Origin of the sequence: Diaphorobacter limosus (assembly GCF_033100095.1) — a bacterium.
GTDB lineage: Bacteria > Pseudomonadota > Gammaproteobacteria > Burkholderiales > Burkholderiaceae_C > Alicycliphilus > Alicycliphilus limosus.
Genome location: NZ_CP136921.1, coordinates 679,095 through 700,400, shown reverse-complemented (window position 1 = coordinate 700,400; position 21,306 = coordinate 679,095). Strand labels below are relative to the sequence as shown.

The window sequence follows — 21,306 nt, the reverse complement described above, 5'->3', positions numbered from 1 at the left end:
CTTCGCATGAGTGCCGTCTACGCCCTTTGCGTTGCCGCGGCACCCCCCGCGCAGGCGCAAAGCCTGTCGGCATTGATCGAGCATGCTCGCGGCTACGACGCGGCATGGCAGGCCGCACGGGCGCAACTGCAGGCCGCGGGCAGCCGTGCCGAACAGGCCCGTGCCGGCCTGCTGCCCAGTGCTGCGCTGACCGGTGGCGCGAATTATTCGCGCACCGACATGTCACGCGCTCGTCTGTCCGACGTGAATGTCAATGGCCCGTCGCAAACGCTGGGAGTGCAGGCGACGCAGCCCCTGTACCGCCCGGCCAACCGCATCGCCTTTGAGCAGGGCCAGCGCGGCACGGACTTTGCCCAGGCGCAGCTCGAAGGCGCCGAGCAGGATCTGCTGATTCGCGTCACCCAAGCCTACTTTGACGTGCTGGCCGCAGGCGACACGCTGACCTTCGTGCGCGCACAAAAGACCGCTGTGGCGGAACAGCTTGCCGCGGCCAAGCGCAACTTCCAGGTCGGCACCACCACCGTCACCGACGAGCGCGAGGCGCAGGCCCGGCATGACCTGGTCACCGCCCAGGAAATCGCCGCCAGCAATGACCTGCATGTGAAGCGCCTGGCACTCGACCAGCTGGTTGGGCGCACCGGCGCCACCCCCCTGCCCCTGGCTCAGTCCGCGCAGTTGCCGGCCGTGCAGCCCGATGACGTCAGCAACTGGGTGCGCAGCGCCGAGGAGCGCCAACCCCAGGTACGCCAGGCCCTGATTGCGCTGGACATGGCCAAGCTGGAAACCGCCAAGGCCAAAACCGGCCACCTGCCCACCGTCGACCTGCAGGCAGGCTACAACGTACAACGCACACCCAACGGCAGCATCAGCATGCCGGGCGTGCATTCGCGCACCGACGCTGCCACCGTGGGCGTGGCGTTGAACCTGCCGCTGTTTGCCGGCTTTGCCGTGCAAAACCGCATCAAGGAAACCCTGTCACTCGAAGACAAGGCCCGCGCCGACCTGGACAACGCGCGCCGCAACGTAGCCCAGGCCGCGCGTGCCGCCTTCTTCGGCGTGCAATCGGGCCTGAGCCAGGTTGCCGCGCTGCGGGCTGCCGAGGCCTCCAGCCAAAGCGCGCTGGACGCCAACAAGCTCGGCTACCAGGTCGGGGTGCGCATCAACATCGACGTGCTCAACGCCCAAAGCCAGCTCTACCAGACCAAGCGCGACCTGGCCGCCGCGCGCTACAACGTACTGGTCGGCACGCTGCGCCTGAAGCAGGTGGCGGGCACGCTGACGATGGATGACGTAACGGCGGTGGATGCGTTGCTGATGCGATAGTTTTCAGCACTCTGCGCTTACCAGACAAGCGCAAAGTGCTATATTTTCAAAAGCAACCGAGGACTTACAGCTGGTGCACCACCAGCTTGAATTCCGGATCCTCCTCAAAGGCCCGCACCTCGAAGCCCAGTCTGCGCATGAGTTTGAGCATGGTGGGGTTGTTGGCCAGCACCAGGCCCTGGATCTCGGCCAGGCCGCGGTCGCGGGCGACTTCCATGATGCTGTGCATCAGGCGCGAGCCCAGACCCTTGCCGGCGAAGTCGTCGGCCACCAGCAGGGCAAACTCACAGCTGCTGTGATCCGGGTTGGTGACATAGCGTGACACGCCGACGATGCGATCCTTGTGGCTGACCTCGCCCTCTTCGTCCACGATGCGTTCGCGCTGCACGGCCACCAGGGCCATTTCGCGGTCGTAGTCGATCAGGGTGAAGCGCGACAGCATGGACGGCGGCAGCTCGGCGATCTGCGAGACAAAGCGGAAGTAGCGGCTCTCGGGCGACAGCTCCTTGACCAGGCGCTGCACCATTTGCGCGTCGTCCGGGCGGATCGGGCGCACCAGGCATTCGCCACCGCCGCGCAGCGGCCAGATTTGCTCGTAGCGCGCCGGGTAGGGGTGTATCGACAGGTGGTTGTAATGGCCGGCGCCGGCGCTTTCGGGGCGACCGCTGGCGTGGGCCGATTCATGCAGGGCGATGCGCGCATCCACGGCCACGGCGCCCTGCTCGTCCACGATCAGCGGGTTGATGTCCATCTCGCGCAGTTGGGGCAGCGCGCAGACCATTTCTGAGACGCGCAGCAGCACCTGCTCCAGCGCCTGCATGTCCACGGCGGAGGCAACACGCCATTCGCCCAGGGTTTCGGCCACGCGTGCACGGCCGATCAGGCTGCGCGCCAGAAACTGGTTCAACGGCGGCAGCTCCATGGCGCGGTCGTTGATGAGCTCGATCATGGTGCCGCCTGCGCCAAAGGTGATTACCGGGCCAAACGGGTCGTCGCTCACCAGGCCGATGCAGATCTCGCGCCCACGGCGCGCACGCGCCATTTGCTGCACGGTGACGCCATCGATGCGCGCATCGGGCTGCAGGCGCGCCACCCGCTGCACCATGTCGTTGTAGGCGTCGCGCACGGCGGCGCCGCTTTGCAGGTTGAGTACCACGCCGCCCACGTCGGATTTGTGCGCGATGTCGCGCGAGTGGATCTTCAGCGCCACCGGGAAGCCCAGTTGCGTGGCGATCATCATGGCCTCGTGGGCATTGCGTGCCAGCAGCGTCTTGGTGACCGGGATGTGGAAGGCGGCCAGCAGCGTCTTGGACTCCATCTCGGTGAGCACGTTGCGGCGCTCGGCCAGCACGCTTTCGATGACCAGGCGCGCGCCATCGATGTCGGGCTTGGCCAGCGTGGTCAGTGACGGAGGCGTTTGCTGCAGCAGCTGCTGGTTTTGGTAGAACGAGGCGATGTTGCCAAAGGCGCCCACGGCCGCCTCGGGCGTGCGGAAGGTGGGGATTTGCGCGCTGCGCAGAATCTTGCGCGCCGGCACCACGGTGGCGTCGCCCATCCAGCAGCTGAGCAGCGGCTTGGGTGCCAGCCGCTTGGCGTCGGCCAGGGCCTGGGCCGCGCCCTCGGCGTCGGCGCCGGGTTTGGGCGAGAAGATGGCTAACACGCCGTCGATCTGCCGATCCGAGAACGCGGTCTGCAGCGCCCGGGCGTAATGCTGGGGCGTGGCGTCCTCGGACAGGTCGATGAGCCCGCCGAGCGAGGCCAGGGCCGGCAGCTGCGGCGCCAGGCTGGCGCTGGATTCTGGCGAGAGCAGGCCCAGGTCGAGGCCGATTTCGTTCTCCCAGTCGGCGGCCAGCACGCCGGGGCCGCCGCCGTTGGTGACGATGGCCAGGCGCTTGCCCACGGGCCGGTAGCGCGATGCCAGGCATTTGGCGGCCGAAAACAGCGCCACGAAGGAGCGCACGCGCACCGCGCCGGCGCGGCGCAGCACGGCGTCAAAGACATCGTCGCTGCCGACGATGGCACCGCTGTGCGTCTGCGCGGCCTTGTTGCCCGCCGGCTTGCGCCCGGCTTTCAGCACCACCACCGGCTTGGCATGCGAAGCCGAGCGCATGGCGCTCACAAAGCGGCGTGCGTCCTGTATGCCTTCCATGTAGACCACGATGCTTTGCGTGCGCGCGTCGTTGGCCAGAAAGTCCAGCGCCTCGCTCAGGCCCATGTCGGTGTACGGGCCCAGAGAGATCACGCTGGAAAAGCCCACGCCGTTGTTGCTGGCCCAGTCCAGGATGGACGAGGTGAGCGCGCCCGACTGACACACCAGTGCCAGAGATCCCTCCTGCGCCAGCGGTCCCGCGGCGCTGGCGTTGAGCTGCAGCGATGGGCGCTGTATGCCCAGCGAGTTGGGGCCCAGCAGGTGCATGCCCTCGCGCCGGGCAATCTTGTGCAGCTGCCCTGCCAGCTCGGCGTCCACGCCATTGGACAGCACCAGGGCAGCGCGGCAGTTCATGCGGCCGGCGATCTCCAGCGCCGCCGGCAAGTCCTTGTTGGGCTGGACGATGATGGCCAGGTCGGCGCGAATCTGCGCCAGATCGGCCAGGGTGCCACTGGTGTTGATGTCAAAAAACTGTAACGTGCCGGTGAATTTCTGCGCCTTCAGCCCGTCGAGCAATGCGCGCGCCTGGGGAGTTTGTGACTCCGGGGCGTCGGGGTCACCAGCCAGCACGATGACCGAGCCGGGGGTGAACAGGGAAGTGAGGTAGTGCTTTTCCATCATGATGGTTGCGATTTTCTACGGTCTAGGGATAACCCGTAAATACGTACGTGTCCGTATGTGGAAATTGTTGCTTGAATGTAACTGTGACGATGGTATGCAATGCTGCGGACTGCACCGACGCGGCCGGCAGGGCAACAGGCTCACGCCGCCAGCAGCCGCACCACCGCCCGAGCCGTGGCCTGGGCGGCGCCACGGTGGGTCTGGGTAAAGCTCTGGCAGCGCTGGGCCAGCTGTGCCTGGCGCGGGCCATCCGCGGCCAGGGCGCAGGCGGCGGCAATGCCGGCGGCCATGTCGCTCACGCGCTGGGCGGCGCCGGCGGCCATGGCCAGATCGGCCGCCTGGGCAAAGTTGAAGGTGTGCGGGCCCATGACCACGGGGCAGCCGCAGGCTGCCGCCTCGATCAGGTTCTGCCCGCCCAGCGGCGCAAAGCTGCCGCCCAGCAGCGCCACATGGGCCATGCCGTAGTACAGCGCCATCTCGCCCAGCGAGTCGCCCAGCCAGACATCGGCGTTCTGTGGCGCCTCGCTCCATTGGCTGCGCCGCGACACGCGCAGGCCGGCGGCCTCCAGCAGTTGCTGTACCTCATCAAAGCGCTGGGGGTGGCGGGGTACGACCAGCCACTGGACGGGTGATGATGCTTCGTTATTTATAGCTGTTGGCGCTTGTCCTGTGGGCGCTAGAGCCTGTTTTTGCTTTAAAACATCCAGCCACATCGCCTCCTCGCCCTCGCGCGAGCTGGCCAGCAGCACCACGGGGTGCAGACTGGCCTGGCGCCAGCCGCGTCCCTGCGCCAGCTGCGTGGCCGAGGGCTCAACATCAAATTTGAGGTTGCCGAATACCCCGGTAACGGGCGCGCCCACGCTGCGCAGGCGCGCCGCGTCCTCCTCGGTCTGGGCCCAGACCGCCGACAGCGCGGCATAGGCCGGGCGCGACAGCCAGGCCAGGCGCTGCGCGCCGGCGCGTGATTTTTCATTCAGGCGCGCATTCGCCAGCACCAGCGGCACCCGCTCGCGCCGGCAGCCGGCCACCAGGTTGGGCCAGATCTCCGTCTCCATCAGGATGCCGATGGCCGGGCGGAACTGGCGCAGAAAGCGCCGCACGGCACCGCGCGTATCCCAGGGCTGCCAGACCTGCAGGTCGCCGGGCTGCAGCAGTTTTTCGCCCTCGGCCCGACCCGTGGCCGTGCCGTGCGTCAGCAGCAGGCGCATGCCGGGCAGCTCTATGCGCAACTCTTTGAGCAGGATGGCGGCGGCGCGCGTCTCGCCCAGAGACACGGCGTGGATCCACACCAGCGGCCCGCCCGGCGCCGGCGCCGCCACCGGCTGCGCGTAGCGGCCAAAGCGCTCGGGCACGGCGACGGCGTAGCCGGGCTCGTTCACGGCGCGCCGGCGCAGCTTGCGTCTGAGCAGCGGCTGGGCCAGCCACAGGGCCAGGCTGTACAGCCACAGGGCGATGGTCTGCATGGGCGCCGCAGTGGGTGGCGCCGGGCTCAGTGGGCCGCGCCGCCGACCTGGGCGCCAGGCTTGACGCGCGCCAAGAGCGCCAGCATCTCGCCCTCGATGCGCTGGAGCGCCGCATCGGTGTGGCCCTCAAAGCGCAGCACCAGCACCGGCGTGGTGTTGCTGGCGCGGATCAGGCCAAAGCCGTCGGGCCAGTCCACGCGCAGGCCGTCTATGGTGCTGATGGCGGCGGGCGCGGCAAAGGTGCCTGTCGCCAGGGCCTGCAGCTCGGCGGTCAGGCGGTGCGGCTCGCCCTCGGCGCAGGCCACGTTCAGCTCGGGCGTGCTGTGGCTGGTGGGCAAGGCGTTGAGCACGCTGCTGGGGTCGGCGCTGCGGCTCAGGATCTCCAGCAGGCGGCAGCCGGCGTAGGTGCCGTCGTCAAAGCCGTACCAACGCTCCTTGAAGAAGATGTGGCCGCTCATCTCGCCGCCCAGTGGGGCGGCCAGCTCCTTCATGCGCGCCTTGATCAGCGAGTGGCCGGTCTTGTACATGACGGGCTCGCCGCCCGCCGCACTAATGGCTGGCGCCAGGCGTTGGGTGCATTTCACGTCGAACAGAATCGGCGCGCCGGGCACGCGCGAGAGCACGTCCTGGGCGAACAGCATCATCTGGCGATCGGGGAAGATGTTCTGGCCGTCCTTGGTGACGATGCCGAGGCGGTCGCCGTCGCCGTCAAAGGCCAGGCCCAGCTCGGCGTCGGTGGCTTGCAGGGCGGCGATCACGTCGCGCAGGTTTTCGGGCTTGCTCGGGTCGGGGTGGTGGTTGGGAAAGTTGCCATCCACCTCGGAGAACAGCTCCACCACCTCGCAGCCCAGGGCGCGGAAGATGCCCGGCGCCGAGGCGCCGGCGATGCCGTTGCCGCTGTCGACCACGATCTTCATGGGCCGCGCCAGCTTCACGTCGCCCACGATGCGCTCTGTGTAGGCTGGCAGTACGTCTGCCTGGCGCACGCTGCCGCCGTCCTGCGGCTGCCAGCTCGCGGCCTCCATGCTGCGGCGCAGCTGCTGGATCTCCTCGCCATGGATGGCGCGGCCGGCCAGCACCATCTTGAAGCCGTTGTAGTCCTTGGGGTTGTGGCTGCCCGTGACCTGGATGCCGCTCGCGCACAGCGTGCTGGCGGCAAAGTACAGCATGGGCGTGGTGCACAGGCCCACGTCGATGACCTCGATGCCCACATCCACCAGGCCCTGGATCAAGGCACCCGAGAGCGCCGGCCCCGACAGCCGCCCATCGCGCCCCACGGCCACGACGCGCTCGCCCTGCTGCAATGCCGCCGTGCCAAAGGCCCGGCCCAGGGCGCGGGCCACTTCCTCATCGAGGCTGGCGGGCACGATGCCGCGGATGTCGTAGGCCTTGAAGATGGCGGGGGAGAGTTGCACGGAGTGACCTGTCGAAAGTGAACAAAGCCTGGATTGTAGGTGCCCGTCCCGGCTAGACAGCGCCCCAGGCGCATGTCCGAAAACGGCGAGTGCGCGCCTCGGTGCGGCCTATCATGGCCCCATGTCCACCGCCCCGCACTCCCCTGCCCCGCCGGCCGCCGCTGCCGACGAGGACGAGGCCCGCTACCTGGCCCTGAAGGCCCGCGACGCGCGCTTTGACGGGCGCTTCTTCACCGGCGTGACCTCCACCGGCATCTACTGCCGCCCGGTCTGCGCCGTGCGCACGCCGCGGCGCGAGAACTGCCGCTTCTTCGCCCTGGCCGCCCAGGCCGAGAGCGCCGGTTTTCGCCCCTGCCTGCGCTGCCGGCCCGAGCTGGCGCCGCAGTCCGCGCCCTGGACGCTGCAGGACGCGGGCGCCATCCTGCTGCGCCAGGCGCTGCGGCTGCTGGATGCGCCCGAGGCCTGGGCCGAACCCGAGGGCGGCGCCCTGGTGGCACGGCTGGCGGCGCGCTTAGGCATCAGCGACCGGCACCTGCGCCGCATCTTCGAGGCCGCTTTAGGCATCTCGCCGCTGCAATACCTGCAGACGCGGCGGCTGCTGACGGCCAAGCAGCTGCTGACCGACACGCCGTTGCCCGTGACCCAGGTGGCGCTGGCCAGCGGCTTTGCCAGCCTGCGGCGCTTCAATGCGGCGTTTGGCGCGCACTACGGCCTCAACCCCACCCAGCTGCGGCGCGAGGGCACGGCGCAGCAAAACGGCGGCCACCCCGTGCACCTGGGCTACCGGCCGCCGCTGGACGTGGCGGCGCTGCTCGACTTTTTTGCGGCGCGGCGCATTCACGGCCTGGAGGAGGTCGAGGGCAGCACCCTGCGCCGCACGCTGCGGCTGGCGGGCGGCGCCGGCGTGCATACGGGCTGGCTGGAGGCCCGCTTTGACGACACCCGCCCCCAGCTGCTGCTGCGCGTGAGCGACGGCCTGCTGCCCGCGCTGCCCCAGGTGATTGCCCGCGTGCGCGCCCTGCTCGACCTGGACGCCGACCCGGCGGCCATCAACGCCGTGCTGCACCCCTTCTTCCCCAGCGGCGACGGCCTGCGCGTGCCGGGCACGCTGGACGGCTTCGAGCTGGCGGTACGCGCGGTGCTGGGCCAGCAGATCACGGTGGCTGCGGCACGCACCCTGGCCGAGCGCCTGGTGCGGCAGTTTGGCGCGCCCGTTGACACACCCTGGCCGGGGCTCGACAGGCTGTTTCCCACGCCCGCCGTATTGGCTGCGGCCGATGGCGATGCACTCGGCCAACTGGGCATCGTGCGCCAGCGCCAGGCCGCCATCGTGGCGCTGGCGCGTGCCGTCGATGGCGGCCAGCTCGATCTGTCGGCCAGCGCCGATGTGGAAGCCACCCTGGCCGCCCTGCGCCAGCTGCCCGGCATCGGCGACTGGACGGCCCAGTACATCGCCCTGCGCGCCCTGCGCTGGCCCGACGCCTTTCCGGCCGGCGACGTGGCGCTGCACAAGGCCCTGGGCGTGCGGGACCAGGCCCAGCCGGCGCGCGCGGCCGTCGATGCCGCCCAGGCCTGGCGCCCCTGGCGCGGCTATGGCGTGATACGCGCCTGGAGCAGTCTGGTGTAGTAGCTATCAAATAAATAGCTGTTTGCGCATGTCCCACAAGCGCCATCGGTCTTTTTCGCTTCTAATCGAGGTTCATCATGCAATTCCCCTCCGATACCGTACAAAGCCGTATCCGCACCGACCTGGGTGTGGTGAGCCTGGCCGCCGGCACGCGCGGCCTGGTCGGCCTGTGGTTTGACGGCCAGCGCCACCTGCCCGCGCAACTCGATGGGCCCGGCGCCTGGTCCGGCGACGACACCCACCCCGTGCTGCGCGCGGCGGCCCGGCAACTCGCGCAATACCTGGCCGGCACGCGCCAGGCGTTCGACCTGCCGCTGGATCTGTCCGGCGGCACGCCGTTCCAGCAGGCCGTGTGGCGCGCGCTGCTGGCCATTCCAAGCGGCGCCACGACCAGCTACGGCGCACTGGCGCGGGCCCTGGGCAGCCCGACCGCCGTGCGCGCCGTGGGCGCGGCCGTGGGGCGCAACCCGATCAGCATCGTCGTGCCCTGCCACCGCGTGCTGGGCGCGGGCGGTGCGCTGACCGGCTATGCCGGCGGCCTGGCGCGCAAGCAGGCGCTGCTGCGGCTGGAAGGGGCGCCGCCCAGCATCTTCCCATCGCAACCCCTGCCCGCCTTCGCATGAGCAGCACACCCCTGTCCGCCGGCGCGGCCGTGCCACACCACGCCTGGCTGGGCGAATTCATTCTGTTGGCCAGCCTGTGGGGCGCCTCGTTCCTGTTCATGCGCCTGGGCGCGGCCGAGTTCGGGGCGCTGCCCACGGCCGGGCTGCGCGTGCTGCTGGCCACGCTGTTCCTGTGGCCCATATTGCTGCACCGGGGCGAATGGCCGCAGCTGCGGCGCCACTGGCGGCCGGTGCTGCTGTGCGGGCTGATCAACTCGGCGATTCCATTCGCGCTGTTTGCCTGGGCCGTGATGCACATCGCCACCGGCCTGGCCTCCATCCTCAACGCCGCCGTGCCGCTGTTTGGCGCCCTGGTGGCCTGGCTCTGGCTGGGCGACCGCATTAACCGCCTGCGCTGGCTGGGCCTGGCGCTGGGCTTGGTGGGCGTGGCCCTGCTGGCCTGGCGCGCGCCTGCGGGCGTGGGGCTCAAGAGCGGCCAGGCGGGCTGGGCGATTGGCGCCTGCCTGCTGGCCTCCACCTGCTACGCCGTGGCGGCCAGCTTTGCGCGGCGCTACCTGCAGGGCATTCCGCCGCTGGCCACTGCCACCGGCAGCCAGCTGGGCGCGGCCCTGGGCCTGGCCCTGCCCATGTGGTGGGCCTGGCCGGCGCAGACACCCGGCCTGCGCGCCTGGGCCGCCGTCGCCGGGCTGGCGGTGCTGTGCACGGGCATTGCCTTCATTTTGTACTTTCGCATCATCAACCACGCCGGGCCCAGCCGGGCCCTGGCCGTGACCTTTCTGGCGCCGGTGTTCGCGGTGCTGTACGGCGCGCTCTTCCTGGGCGAGACGGTCACGCCGTGGATGCTGGGCTGCGGCGTGGTGATCGTCTGCGGCACCATGCTGTCCACCGGCCTGGTGACTGGCCTGTGGCGCGCCAAGGCTGGCGCGTAGTCCGCCTACCGGATAAAGGGGGTATGCCATGCCATCCGATCCCTTCGACCTGCAACGCTTCATCGCCGCCCAGGAACAGGCCTATGCCCCGGCCCTGGCCGAGCTGTGGGCCGGGCGCAAGCGCACGCATTGGGTCTGGTACATCTTTCCGCAGCTGCGGGGTCTGGGTTTCAGTGCCATGGCGCAGGCCTATGGCATGGCCGGCCTGGACGAGGCGCGGGCCTATCTTGAGCACCCGCTGCTGGGCGCCCGGCTGGTCGAATGCGTGCAGGCCATGCTGGCGCACACGGGCCTACCGGCGGCCGGCATTCTGGGCGAGATCGACGCCATCAAGTTCCGCTCCTGCCTGACGCTGTTTGTGGCGGCCGGGGGACAGCCGGTGTTCCACGAGGCGTTGCAGCGTTTCTTTGCCGGCCTACCAGACGCCCAGACCCTGGCCTTGCTGCAGCAGAACTGATAGGCAAGAAAAAAGCCCCTGGCGCCCATACAACGGGCGGCAGGAGCTATAAAAACAAGAGTGAATTCCGGCCCGATCAGCCCATCAGATCCTTGATCTGCTGCAGCGCCACCGGGTCTTCCATGGTGGTCAGGTCGCCGGTGTCGCGGCGCTCGGCCACGGCCTGCAGGGCGCGGCGCAGCAGCTTGCCGCTGCGCGTCTTGGGCAGCAGGTTGACGAAGATCACGCGCGCCGGGCGGGCCACGGCGCCCAGCTGGCTGTCCACCTGCTTCATGACCTCACCCTCGAACTTCAGGCGCGCGGCGTCGTCCACCAGGCCCGAGGCATCGCGCGGCACGGCAAAGGCCATGGCCACCTGGCCCTTGAGCTGGTCGGCCACGCCGACCACGGCCACCTCGGCAATATTCGGATGGCCGGCGATGCATTCCTCGATCTCGCGCGTGCCCAGGCGGTGGCCGGCGACGTTGATCACGTCGTCGGTGCGGCCCAGGATGAAGTAGTAGCCGTCGGCGTCGCGGATGCCCCAGTCGAAGGTGCTGTAGACCTGGCGGCCGGGGATGCTGTTCCAGTAGGTGCTGACAAAGCGCTCGTCGTCGCGCCACACGGTCTGCAGGCAGCCGGGGGGCAGCGGGCCTTCGATGGCCACCACGCCCTTCTGGTTGGGGGTGGTCAGCTCCTGGCCCGTGGCCTCGTCGATGAGCTTGACGTTGTAGCCATAGACCGCCTTGCCCGGGCTGCCAAAGCGCGGCGACTGCTGCTGCACGCCGTTGCACAGCGTGAGGATGGGCCAGCCGGTCTCGGTCTGCCAATAGTTGTCGATGATGGGCACATTCAGCGCGCCGCTGATCCACGTTGCCGTGGGCTCGTCCAGCGGCTCGCCGGCCAGCCACAGGGCCTTGAGGCTCTTGATGTTGTACTTGCTGAGGTACTCGGGATCTTGTTTTTTCAGCACGCGCACGGCCGTGGGGGCCGAGAACATATGCGTGACCTGGTACTTCTCGACGATGCTCCACCAGATGCCGGCGTCCGGGCGCACGGGCAGGCCCTCGTACATGATGGTCGTCATGCCCGCCAGCAGCGGGCCGTAGATGATGTAGCTGTGGCCCACCACCCAGCCGATGTCGCTGGTGGCAAAGTAGGTCTGGCCCGCCTGTGCATCAAAAATATGCTTCATGCTGGCCGCCAGCGCCACGGTGTAGCCGCCGGTGTCGCGCTGCACGCCCTTGGGCTTGCCGGTGGTGCCGCTGGTGTACAGGGTGTAGCTGGGGTGGGTGGATTCCAGCCACACGCAGGGCACCTGCGCGTCCATATGCTGCTCGCGCAGCGCCGCCCAGTCGTGGTCGCGCCCGGCGCGCATGGCAGCCGGGGCCAGGCCGCGGTCCACCAGCAGCACGGCGGCGGGCTTGTGCGCCGACAGGTCGATGGCCTCGTCCAGCAGCGGCTTGTAGGGCACGCCCTTGCCGCCGCGCGAGCCGGCATCGGCACTGACGATGACAGTGGGCTCGGCATCCTCGATGCGCGATGCCAGCGAGGACGAGGCAAAGCCCCCAAACACTACCGAATGGATGGCGCCAATGCGCACGCAGGCCAGCATGGCAAAGGCGGCCTCGGCAATCATGGGCATGTAGATCAGCACGCGGTCGCCCTGCTTGACGCCCAGCGACTGCAGCACGGCGGCCATGCGCTGCACCTCGGCGTGCAATTCGGCGAAGGTGTAGGCGCGCTCGGTATCCGTCTCGGTGGAAATGGCCACCAGCGCGTTTTGCTGCGCGCGCGCCGCCAGGTGACGATCGACAGCGTTGTGGCACAGGTTGGTGGTACCGCCCACGAACCACTTGGCAAACGGCGGCTTGTCGTAGTTGCAGATCTGCTGCGGCGCTTGCTGCCATTCGATCAGCTGGGCCTGCTCGGCCCAGAAGGCGTCGCGCTCGTCAATCGAGCGGCGGTGGAAATCGGCGTAGTTGGCTGGGGCTGCGGCCATGGTGCTGTCTCCTGGGAGTGGCGTGCGCCGGTGTGGCGCGGCAAGGGGTTATCCAAAATTCATAATTATTCACATGGCGCTTGCGGGAAGCTGACGTGCCAGATGGGCATTGGCGCGCGCTGAAAACACACCTGCAGGCGTGACCCTGACCCCATCCCACCTTCCCCCGGCTAGTGTCCTGAAATGGCGCTACCCAGGTTTACTTGACGAACGCCAGCATGTCCTTGAACGCCGGATGCTCGCAGCTGCGCAGCCATTCGAAGGCCACCATCTCGGTGGTCACCAGCTCGGCGCCGGCGCCGGCCAGGCGGTCGAATGCGGCGTCGCGGTTTCGTTCGGTGCGCGAGCTGCAGGCGTCTGTCACGACCCAGACTTCAAACTCCTCCTCCAGCAGTTCCAGCGCCGTCTGCAGCAGGCAGACATGGGCCTCGCAGCCGGCGATGACGATGCTGGGGCGCTCGATGGCCTGCTGTTCCTGCTCGCGCGCCTTTTGCAGGTGCTTGGGCAGGCTGCGCGCATTGCCGCCCTGGGGTTTGGCCGGCGGGCGCAGCCAGGCGCCCAGGCCATCGGCCGCGGCGCTGAAGTGCATCTTGGACAGGGTGCGCTGGCACAGGGCGCGCAGCTGCGCGTCGTTGCCTCCCAAGCGCGTGGGGTTTTGCTCGGTGCCCCAGACGGGCACGTCCACCAGGCGGGCGATTTGCGCCAGCCTGATGGCGTTGGCCAGCGCCGCCTGGCCTTCAAAAATGGCGGGCATCAGGCGTTCCTGGTAGTCCACGAGCACGAGTTGGGATTCGGTGGCGTCAAGCAGCATGGCGGTCACGGGGTCAGAAACAAAGATGCGGTCATTGTCGCAGGCGGGCGGCGGGGGCTATGCGGCCGGCACCAGCCGCGCGCCCTCTTTCGCCCCCACCTCTTTCAGAAAGCCCCACACCGCCTGCATGCGCGCCAGGTGCTTGCCCTCGGCCGGCATGCTCATCCAGAAGGTGCGGGTGAATACCGCCTCGTGCGGCAGCACGCGCGCCAGGATGGGGTCGCGGTCGGCCAGAAAGGCCGGCAGCACGGCCAGGCCGGCGCCGGCGCGCACGGCCTCGTACTGGGCGGTGATGCTGGTTGAGCGCAGGGCAAAGCGCTCGGGCGGCCAGAGCTGGTCGATGAACTGCAGTTCTTTGCTGAACAACAGATCGTCCACATAGCTGATGAAATCGTGGTGGCGCAGGTCTTCGCGCCGCGCCACCAGCGGGCGGCGCGCCAGGTATTCGCGCTGGCCGTACAGGTAAAGCCGGTAGTCGGCTAATTTTGTGACGATGACCGATCCGCGCTTGGGCCGCTCCAGCGAGATGACGATGTCGGCCTCACGCCGGCTCAGGTGCAGCATGCGCGGCAGCGCCAGCAGGTCTATGGACAGGTGCGGGTGGCGCTGTGTCAGGCGCGCCAGCTGCGGCGCCAGGATCAGCGTGCCAAAGCCCTCGGACACACCGACGCGCACCAGGCCCGACGGGCCGCCGCTGGCCGCGTTGGCCGGCGCGGCGCGCTCCATGCCCAGCACGGCGGCCTCCATGGCCTCCACCGCGGGCAGCAGCTGGCGGCCGGCCTCGGTCAGGCGGTGGCCGGTGGCCTCGCGCGCGAACAGGGGCGCGCCCATCTGCTTTTCCAGCGCCTGGATGCGCCGCGCCACCGTGGTGTGCTCCACGCCCGTGCGCCGCGCGGCCGCGGCCAGGGTGCTGGTACGGGCCAGCTCAAGAAAGTAGCGCAAGTTGTCCCAGTCCATGGTGGTCGATTGCGATGTGCAAATTTGCAAAGCTGAAGTGCGCAATTATCTATTGCATGGGTAATTTCGCACACGTACCATGGCACCCATTCATCCACCACCCCTACCCAGGAGACCAGCGCCATGGACGCATCCACCGCCGTACAAGCCCCCACCGTCAAGCTGCTGATCAACGGCCAGCTGGTCGAATCCAAGACCACCCAGTGGCGCAACGTGGTCAACCCCGCCACGCAAGAGGTGCTGGCCCGCGTGCCCTTTGCTACACCCGACGAGGTGAACGCCGCCGTGGCCAACGCCAAGGAAGCCTTCAAGACCTGGCGCAAGACCCCCATCGGTACCCGCGCGCGCATCTTCCTCAAGCTGCAGCAGCTGATCCGCGAAAACATGAAGGAGCTGGCCGCGCTGCTGACGGCCGAACAGGGCAAGACCCTGCCCGACGCCGAGGGCGATGTGTTCCGCGGCCTGGAGGTGGTGGAGCATGCCGCCGCCATTGGCAACCTGCAGCTCGGTGAGCTGGCCAACAACGTGGCCAGCGGCGTGGACACCTACACCGTGATGCAGCCGCTGGGCGTGTGCGCCGGCATCACGCCGTTCAACTTCCCCGCCATGATCCCGCTGTGGATGTTCCCCATGGCGATTGCCACGGGTAATACCTTCGTGCTCAAGCCCTCCGAGCAGGACCCGATGGTCACCATGCGCCTGTGCGAGCTGGCGCTGGAGGCCGGCATTCCCCCCGGCGTGCTGAACGTGGTGCACGGCGGCGAGGACGTGGTCAACGCCATCTGCGACCACCCGGACATCAAGGCGATCAGCTTCGTCGGCTCGACCAAGGTCGGCACGCACGTCTACAACCGCGCCAGCCTGGCCGGCAAGCGCGTGCAGTGCATGATGGGTGCAAAGAACCACGCCATCGTCCTGCCCGACGCGAACAAGGAGCAGTCCATCAACGCCATCGTCGGCGCATCGTTCGGCGCGGCCGGCCAGCGCTGCATGGCGATCTCGGTGGTGCTGCTGGTGGGCGAGGCGCAGAAGTGGATTCCCGACTTCGTCGCCAAGGCCAAGGCGCTCAAGATTTCGGCCGGCAGCACGCCCGGCACCGACGTGGGCCCGGTCATCTCCTGCGCCGCCCGCGAGCGCGTCGAGGGCCTGATCGAGCGCGGCATTGCCGACGGCGCCGTCATCGAGCTGGACGGCCGCAAGCCCAACGTGCCCGGCTTTGAGAAGGGCAACTTCGTCGGCCCGACGATCTTCAGCGGCGTCAAGCCCGGCATGAGCGTCTATGACCAGGAAATCTTCGGCCCCGTGCTGTGCATCGCCGGCGCCGACGACCTGGAGCAGGCCATCGAGTTCATCAACGCCAACCCCAACGGCAACGGCACGGCCATCTTCACGCAGAACGGCGCGGCCGCGCGCATGTTCCAGGAGGACATCGACGTCGGCCAGGTGGGCATCAACCTGCCCGTGCCGGTGCCGGTCCCGCTGTTCTCGTTCACCGGCAGCCGCGCCTCCAAGCTCGGTGACCTGGGCCCCTACGGCAAGCAGGTGGTGCTGTTCTACACGCAGACCAAGACGGTGACGGCCCGCTGGTTTGACGACAGCACGCTGCACCATGGCGTGAACACCACCATCAGCCTGAAGTGACCGGCCCGCGCGCTGCCGCCCTTGCCCTTGCGCTGTGCCTTGTGGGCCAGGCCGCCTGGGCGCAGGCCGGCGGCGCCTGCCGCCCCGGCGGCACGGTGGATGAGACCAATGCCTGTGCGGTGCGCGACTACCAGGAGGCCGACACGGCCATCCAGATCCAGTACGGTGATGTGATGCGCGCCCTGTCGGCCCACGAGCGCCCTGGCCTGCGCCAGGATCACGCCAACTGGCAGCGCGCCCGCATCACCCGATGCAAAGAAGCGCAGCGGACCAACGAAGCGCTTCCCGAATGGCCGCGCCTGTACCACGAATGCCTGACGGCACAGACCCAGGCGCGCCGCCAGGCCTTGAGCCACTGGCTGCACCACGGCCAGGCGCCGCAACCATAAAACCAACGACCAGGAGGCCCCGCCATGAACTTTGAACTGACCGAAGACCAGCGCGCCTTTGCCGACACCGCCCGCGCCTTTGCTGAAGGCCAGCTGGCGCCGCATGCCGCCGAATGGGACGCCGAGGGCATCTTCCCGGTCGACGCCATTGCCAAGGCCGGCGAACTGGGCTTTTGCGGCCTGTACGCGCCCGAAAACGCTGGCGGCCTGGCTCTGCCGCGCCTGGACGCCACCCTGGTCTTCGAAGAGCTGGCCGCCGTTGACCCCAGCACCACCGCCTTCATCACCATCCACAACATGGCGACCTGGATGCTGGGCACCTGGGCTACCGATGAAGTGCGCGAGCAATGGGGCGAGGCATTGACCACCGGGCAAAAATTAGCCAGCTACTGCCTGACCGAGCCCGGCAGCGGCTCCGACGCCGCCTCCATCAAGACCCGCGCCGAACTGGTAGGCAACGAATACGTCCTCAACGGCAGCAAGGCCTTCATCAGCGGCGCCGGCAGCACCGACATCCTGGTGCTGATGGCGCGCACCGGCGACGCCGGTGCCGCCGGCATCAGCGCCTTTGCCGTGCCGGCCAACCTGCCCGGCATCCACTACGGCAAGAAGGAAGAAAAAATGGGCTGGAACAGCCAGCCCACGCGCACCATCAGCTTTGACAACGTGCGCATTCCCGCCAACCACCTGCTGGGCCGCGAGGGCGAGGGCTTCAAGATAGCCATGAAGGGCCTGGACGGCGGGCGCATCAACATTGCCACCTGCTCGGTCGGCGCCGCGCAAGGCGCCCTGGGCCACGCCCAGCGCTACATGCAGGAGCGCAAGCAGTTCGGCAAGACGCTGGCAAGCTTTCAGGCGCTGCAGTTCAAGCTGGCCGACATGGCCACCGAACTGGTCGCCGCGCGCCAGATGGTGCGCCTGGCCGCCTCCAAGCTGGACGCCGGCGCCCCCGACGCCTCCACCTACTGCGCCATGGCCAAGCGCTTTGCCACCGACGCGGGTTTCAATGTCATCAACGATGCGCTGCAGCTGCACGGCGGCTACGGCTACATCCGCGAATACCCGCTGGAGCGCCTGCTGCGCGACGCGCGCGTGCACCAGATCCTGGAAGGCACGAACGAAATCATGCGCGTCATCATCGGCCGGCGCATGCTGGACGGCGACGCGCCGGATGCCATCCGCTAGTCACAAAAATATAGCTGCTAACGCTTGATGGACGGGCGCTAGCGGCCTTTTTGACCATAAACCCACCATGCCCGCCCGCCCCCTGCCCGACGAAGCGCTGCACCTCATCGCCGCCGTGCAGGACGCCCTGGCCGAGCGCCTGGACGCGCAGGCAGACGTGCAGGAGCGCCCGCTGTTCGGCAGCCACGCCTTCATGGTGAACGGAAAGCTCTGCCTGGCCGTCAAGGGCGACAACCTGCTGGTGCGCCTGCCGCCGGATCAGCACGAAGCAATCGCCGAAACCCCCGGCCTGCACGAGCTGGATCCGCGCGGCGGCATGGCCGGCTACTTCTGGGTCACCCCCGCCGCCTACGCCACGCGCGCCCAATGGCGCCACTGGATAGACGCCGCCCTGGCCTACAACCCAAGCGCCAAGGCCACGCGCCCGCGCGGCAAGACGGCCCCCGGTATTCCTCCCTCTCCCCCTGGGAGAGGGCCGGGGTGAGGGCCGCCAAAACACCAGACACACAGTCAAATCCGCCAAAACGCCCGCCCATCAAGCGCCAAAAGCTACCAATTTCATAGTCCCACTTCACCCACCACAGGAGACCCCACCATGCAAATCGCATTCATCGGCCTGGGCCACATGGGCGCCCCCATGGCCATCAACCTGCACAAGGCCGGCCACAGCGTCAAGGCCTTCGACCTGAGCCCGGACGCCTGCGCCCAGGTCAAGGCCCAGGGCCTGCAAGTAGCCACCAGCGCCCAGGACGCCGTGCAAGGCGCCGAGGCCATCGTCAGCATGCTGCCCGCCAGCGCCCATGTGGAAGGCCTGTACCTGGGCAGCGACAGGGCGCCCGCCCTGCTGCCCCACATCGCCAAGGGCGCACTGGTCATCGACAGCTCCACGATCGCAGCCGCCACCAGCCAGAAAGTGGCCAGGGCGCTGGACGCCGCAGGCATCGCCTTCATCGACGCGCCGGTCTCCGGCGGCACCGGCGGCGCCATCGCCGGCACCCTGACCTTCATGGTCGGCGGCACTGATGCCCATCTGGAACGCGCCCGCCCCCTGCTGGAAAAAATGGGCACGAACATCTTCCACGCCGGCAGCGTGGGCGCCGGCCAGACCGCCAAGATTTGCAACAACATGCTGCTTGGCATCCTCATGGCCGGCACCAGCGAGGCCATCGCCCTGGGCGTGGCCAACGGCCTGGACCCCACGGTGCTGAGCGAAATCATGCGCCGCAGCTCGGGCGGCAACTGGGCGCTGGAAAAGTACAACCCCTACCCAGGAGTGCACGAAAACGCCCCCGCCAGCAAGGGCTACGCCGGCGGCTTTGGGACAGACCTGATGCTGAAAGACCTAGGCCTGTCCCAGGAAAACGCCACCGCCGTCAAGGCCAGCACCCCGCTGGGCGGCCTGGCCCGGGCCATTTATGCCGCGCACAGCATTGCGGGGCATGGGGGCGAGGATTTTTCGAGTGTGATAAAGATGTTGCAGAAAAAAGGGTAATGTAAAAAATACCATATTGCATTAGAAAAATAGGCGCTGCAGCATGGGCTGCAGCGCCTTTTGCTTTTTAATGCAGCCGATTGGTGAATGTTGCACTTCAAAGTTGAAATCCACCTATTGATGATCCGGGAAAAATTAGGTTTTCCTAAACAGCAAGAAATGACCATTCATCTTGGGTAATTGCAGGTTGCGTCGAGTTAGGCAACTTAGCCTTTTGACGCCAACGTCGCCTAACTCTAGTTCTTCGACATTAGAGCTGCGCCGCATAATTGAAATATGCGACTGATAACACAAACGACGGGTATTTATAAAACAAGAAAAATCTGATAGCGTGTGCTGCGCTTTCAAGCGCGCGACATAAGCGAGCTTATGTGGACGCATCTTTACAGCGCAGCATGAGCATCAGGCATTGTTTGGGTCAGTGGTGCACATCGTCTGTTTACAAAACTCAGGTTTTTTGGGTGCCCCGCTCCAACGTCGCAGAACCCTTCGTTCGAGCAACGTGGCGCTTCGCACCACATTGCTCAACTACTTTCGTTAAGCGCAAAGTGAGCCTTTTCTGTTTCAGCAACTGTTAGTTAGTCGGCCCTGCAAAACCCAGCCAGCCCCCATAAACACTGGGTTTGCGCTGTTTCCCCGACAGCTCCATCCCCCGAGAATCAATTCACCAGCCATTGATTTCTGAGAGTTTTGTGATGCCCCAGCCCGGTCAAACCGCCGACTTCTTCCGCCAACCACTGGCCGAGATGATCGACCTGCACCACCCGCTGGCGGTGCTCGCCAGCCGCCTGCCCTGGGCACAGATCGAGGCAGCGCTGGCACCGCACTTTGCTCGCCAGGCACGCGAGGGCCGTGCAGTGGCACAAGACGACCTGTTTGGCCCTTCTGTGCAAGTGGCTGGCGGCGCAGTCGCCGCCGCAGGCCGTCCGCGCCTGCCCATCCGCCTGATGGCCAGCCTGCTGTACCTCAAGCACGCCAACAAGCTCAGCGACGAGGAGCTGGTGCAGCGCTGGGCGGAGAACGTGGTCTGGCAGCACTTCAGCGGCATGCGCTTCTACGAACCACGCCTGCCGTGTGACGCCACGCAGATCGGACGCTTTCGTACAGCGATTGGCGAGGCCGGCGTGGAAGAACTGCTCAAGGCCACCATCGACACGGCCGTCACCTCCAGGGCCATCGGGCCCGCCGAGTTCGAGCGGTTGATCGTGGACACCACGGTGCAGGAGAAGGCCATTGCCCACCCGGTGGACTCACGCCTGCTGGAGATCGCCCGCCACAAGGTGGTGATCGCCGCCAAGCGGGCGGGCATTGCCCTGAAGCAGACCTTTGTGCGCGAAGGCAAGGCCTTGCGGCGCAAGGCCGGCGGCTACGCCCATGCCAAGCAGTTCAAGCGACTCAAGAAGACCGTCAAGCGCCAGCGCACCAGGCTGGCCATCAGGCGGATGGGCAGGCGCGGACGGCCTGCGGCGGCGACTGCGCCGCCAGCCACTTGCACAGAAGGGCCAAACAGGTCGTCTTGTGCCACTGCACGGCCCTCGCGTGCCTGGCGAGCAAAGTGCGGTGCCAGCGCTGCCTCGATCTGTGCCCAGGGCAGGCGGCTGGCGAGCACCGCCAGCGGGTGGTGCAGGTCGATCATCTCGGCCAGTGGTTGGCGGAAGAAGTCGGCGGTTTGACCGGGCTGGGGCATCACAAAACTCTCAGAAATCAATGGCTGGTGAATTGATTCTCGGGGGATGGAGCTGTCGGGGAAACAGCGCAAACCCAGTGTTTATGGGGGCTGGCTGGGTTTTGCAGGGCCGACTATGGAATCAAGGAATGGGGCGAAAAGACGGCGCCTCCTGCGCAGTAGTCTGCGTGAGACTACCTTCGAAAGCCCGTCCTAAGAAAGTTGTACTCTCCAACCGTAGCGGAGGCGATGCCATCACTAAACCGTTTGTAGACGGCCAAATCATCGACAACGCCAGCACTGGTGACTGGTCTGGTTGGAGAGCTGTCGTCTCGGCAAACGATAACGGTCGCTGGATGGTTTGCGGAACAGCAACCAACTGGAGTCACGATCAGGAAGCAACAAAGCGAATTGCAGTGAAGTTCTGAACGCCAGAAAAGCTCCTTTGCCTAACTCTGCATTGCAGCTGACCGCCTGCGGCGGCGGTTGAACTCAGGGCGTTAGCCGAAAGAAGGGCCCTTCGTCATTTCATGTGGAACGCCTCATTTTTATTCCACAGCCACACGAATTCAAGCAA

Annotated in this window: 16 protein-coding genes and 1 pseudogene; 11 read left to right on the top strand and 6 right to left on the bottom strand. The window is 67.3% G+C overall.

The genetic code is table 11. The features are described from left to right. Positions 1–6 precede the first annotated feature (6 nt). Positions 7–1,323: a TolC family outer membrane protein gene (locus P4826_RS03395; RefSeq protein ID WP_317702553.1), complete on the top strand. Its 1,317-nt coding sequence runs from the start codon at positions 7–9 to the stop codon at positions 1,321–1,323. Positions 1,324–1,387: 64 nt separating this feature from the next. On the opposite strand, the gene P4826_RS03390 is transcribed toward P4826_RS03395, so the two are convergent. The 3 genes from P4826_RS03390 to P4826_RS03380 all read right to left on the bottom strand — a co-directional run bounded on the left by P4826_RS03390 (position 1,388) and on the right by P4826_RS03380 (position 6,971). Then, the gene (locus P4826_RS03390; protein ID WP_317702552.1) at positions 1,388–4,093 is read right to left on the bottom strand and encodes a bifunctional acetate--CoA ligase family protein/GNAT family N-acetyltransferase; all 2,706 of its coding nucleotides are present in this window, start codon (positions 4,091–4,093) and stop codon (positions 1,388–1,390) included. 140 nt (positions 4,094–4,233) lie between these two features. Then, a complete protein-coding gene (locus P4826_RS03385) occupies positions 4,234–5,556 on the bottom strand; it encodes a 3-deoxy-D-manno-octulosonic acid transferase (protein ID WP_317702551.1) in 1,323 nt (440 codons plus the stop codon). A 26-nt stretch (positions 5,557–5,582) separates the two neighbouring features. Then, on the bottom strand, positions 5,583–6,971 hold the full coding sequence (locus P4826_RS03380) for a phosphomannomutase/phosphoglucomutase (RefSeq protein ID WP_317702550.1): 1,389 nt from the start codon (positions 6,969–6,971) through the stop codon (positions 5,583–5,585). Between the two features lie 121 nt (positions 6,972–7,092). Here P4826_RS03380 and P4826_RS03375 point away from each other — a divergent pair, with 121 nt between their 5' ends. The 4 genes from P4826_RS03375 (at position 7,093) to P4826_RS03360 (ending at position 10,607) form a co-directional block, all read left to right on the top strand. Continuing rightward, positions 7,093–8,598 (top strand): DNA-3-methyladenine glycosylase 2 family protein, encoded by a 1,506-nt coding sequence (locus P4826_RS03375; protein WP_317702549.1) that lies wholly within the window; start codon positions 7,093–7,095, stop codon positions 8,596–8,598. A 77-nt stretch (positions 8,599–8,675) separates the two neighbouring features. Further along, on the top strand, positions 8,676–9,221 hold the full coding sequence (locus P4826_RS03370) for a methylated-DNA--[protein]-cysteine S-methyltransferase (protein WP_317702548.1): 546 nt from the start codon (positions 8,676–8,678) through the stop codon (positions 9,219–9,221). After that, positions 9,218–10,150 carry a DMT family transporter gene (locus tag P4826_RS03365; RefSeq protein ID WP_317702547.1) on the top strand — a complete coding sequence of 311 codons (933 nt, stop codon included), beginning with the start codon at positions 9,218–9,220 and terminating at the stop codon, positions 10,148–10,150. The genes P4826_RS03370 and P4826_RS03365 overlap by 4 nt, the downstream gene beginning before the upstream one ends. A 28-nt stretch (positions 10,151–10,178) precedes the next feature. Next, entirely contained in the window at positions 10,179–10,607 is a 429-nt protein-coding gene (locus P4826_RS03360; protein ID WP_317702546.1) for a DUF1810 domain-containing protein, read from the top strand. 76 nt (positions 10,608–10,683) lie between these two features. On the opposite strand, the gene P4826_RS03355 is transcribed toward P4826_RS03360, so the two are convergent. From P4826_RS03355 to P4826_RS03345, 3 genes are all read right to left on the bottom strand, one after another. Next, positions 10,684–12,588, bottom strand: a complete 1,905-nt coding sequence (locus P4826_RS03355) for a propionate--CoA ligase (RefSeq protein WP_317702545.1) — start codon at positions 12,586–12,588, stop codon at positions 10,684–10,686. 199 nt (positions 12,589–12,787) lie between these two features. Continuing rightward, entirely contained in the window at positions 12,788–13,399 is a 612-nt protein-coding gene (locus P4826_RS03350; RefSeq protein ID WP_317702544.1) for an isochorismatase family protein, read from the bottom strand. Positions 13,400–13,456: 57 nt separating this feature from the next. Continuing rightward, a complete protein-coding gene (locus tag P4826_RS03345) occupies positions 13,457–14,356 on the bottom strand; it encodes a LysR family transcriptional regulator (RefSeq protein WP_317702543.1) in 900 nt (299 codons plus the stop codon). Between the two features lie 123 nt (positions 14,357–14,479). On the opposite strand from P4826_RS03345, the gene P4826_RS03340 reads away from it, so the two are divergent. The 6 genes and pseudogenes from P4826_RS03340 to P4826_RS03315 form a co-directional block, all read left to right on the top strand. Next, positions 14,480–15,997 (top strand): CoA-acylating methylmalonate-semialdehyde dehydrogenase, encoded by a 1,518-nt coding sequence (locus tag P4826_RS03340; RefSeq protein WP_317702542.1) that lies wholly within the window; start codon positions 14,480–14,482, stop codon positions 15,995–15,997. After that, on the top strand, positions 15,994–16,386 hold the full coding sequence (locus P4826_RS03335) for a lysozyme inhibitor LprI family protein (protein WP_317702541.1): 393 nt from the start codon (positions 15,994–15,996) through the stop codon (positions 16,384–16,386). Before P4826_RS03340 ends, P4826_RS03335 begins: the two co-directional genes overlap by 4 nt. 24 nt (positions 16,387–16,410) lie before the next feature. Further along, positions 16,411–17,571 (top strand): acyl-CoA dehydrogenase family protein, encoded by a 1,161-nt coding sequence (locus P4826_RS03330; RefSeq protein WP_317702540.1) that lies wholly within the window; start codon positions 16,411–16,413, stop codon positions 17,569–17,571. Between the two features lie 67 nt (positions 17,572–17,638). After that, positions 17,639–18,055 carry a TfoX/Sxy family protein gene (locus P4826_RS03325; RefSeq protein ID WP_317702539.1) on the top strand — a complete coding sequence of 139 codons (417 nt, stop codon included), beginning with the start codon at positions 17,639–17,641 and terminating at the stop codon, positions 18,053–18,055. Between the two features lie 111 nt (positions 18,056–18,166). Continuing rightward, positions 18,167–19,063, top strand: a complete 897-nt coding sequence (gene mmsB / locus P4826_RS03320) for a 3-hydroxyisobutyrate dehydrogenase (protein WP_317702538.1) — start codon at positions 18,167–18,169, stop codon at positions 19,061–19,063. 695 nt (positions 19,064–19,758) lie between these two features. Beyond that, a pseudogene (locus P4826_RS03315) lies at positions 19,759–20,544 on the top strand (transposase); the annotation flags it as partial. Positions 20,545–21,306: the final 762 nt, after the last annotated feature.

Coding starts and splice junctions, on each gene's coding strand:
- P4826_RS03395 (WP_317702553.1), top strand. CDS start 7: ATGAGTGCCGTCTACGCCCTTTGCGTTGCCGCGGCACCCCCCGCGCAG.
- P4826_RS03390 (WP_317702552.1), bottom strand. CDS start 4,093: ATGATGGAAAAGCACTACCTCACTTCCCTGTTCACCCCCGGCTCGGTC.
- P4826_RS03385 (WP_317702551.1), bottom strand. CDS start 5,556: ATGCAGACCATCGCCCTGTGGCTGTACAGCCTGGCCCTGTGGCTGGCC.
- P4826_RS03375 (WP_317702549.1), top strand. CDS start 7,093: ATGTCCACCGCCCCGCACTCCCCTGCCCCGCCGGCCGCCGCTGCCGAC.
- P4826_RS03370 (WP_317702548.1), top strand. CDS start 8,676: ATGCAATTCCCCTCCGATACCGTACAAAGCCGTATCCGCACCGACCTG.
- P4826_RS03365 (WP_317702547.1), top strand. CDS start 9,218: ATGAGCAGCACACCCCTGTCCGCCGGCGCGGCCGTGCCACACCACGCC.
- P4826_RS03360 (WP_317702546.1), top strand. CDS start 10,179: ATGCCATCCGATCCCTTCGACCTGCAACGCTTCATCGCCGCCCAGGAA.
- P4826_RS03355 (WP_317702545.1), bottom strand. CDS start 12,588: ATGGCCGCAGCCCCAGCCAACTACGCCGATTTCCACCGCCGCTCGATT.
- P4826_RS03350 (WP_317702544.1), bottom strand. CDS start 13,399: ATGCTGCTTGACGCCACCGAATCCCAACTCGTGCTCGTGGACTACCAG.
- P4826_RS03345 (WP_317702543.1), bottom strand. CDS start 14,356: ATGGACTGGGACAACTTGCGCTACTTTCTTGAGCTGGCCCGTACCAGC.
- P4826_RS03340 (WP_317702542.1), top strand. CDS start 14,480: ATGGACGCATCCACCGCCGTACAAGCCCCCACCGTCAAGCTGCTGATC.
- P4826_RS03330 (WP_317702540.1), top strand. CDS start 16,411: ATGAACTTTGAACTGACCGAAGACCAGCGCGCCTTTGCCGACACCGCC.
- P4826_RS03325 (WP_317702539.1), top strand. CDS start 17,639: ATGCCCGCCCGCCCCCTGCCCGACGAAGCGCTGCACCTCATCGCCGCC.
- mmsB (WP_317702538.1), top strand. CDS start 18,167: ATGCAAATCGCATTCATCGGCCTGGGCCACATGGGCGCCCCCATGGCC.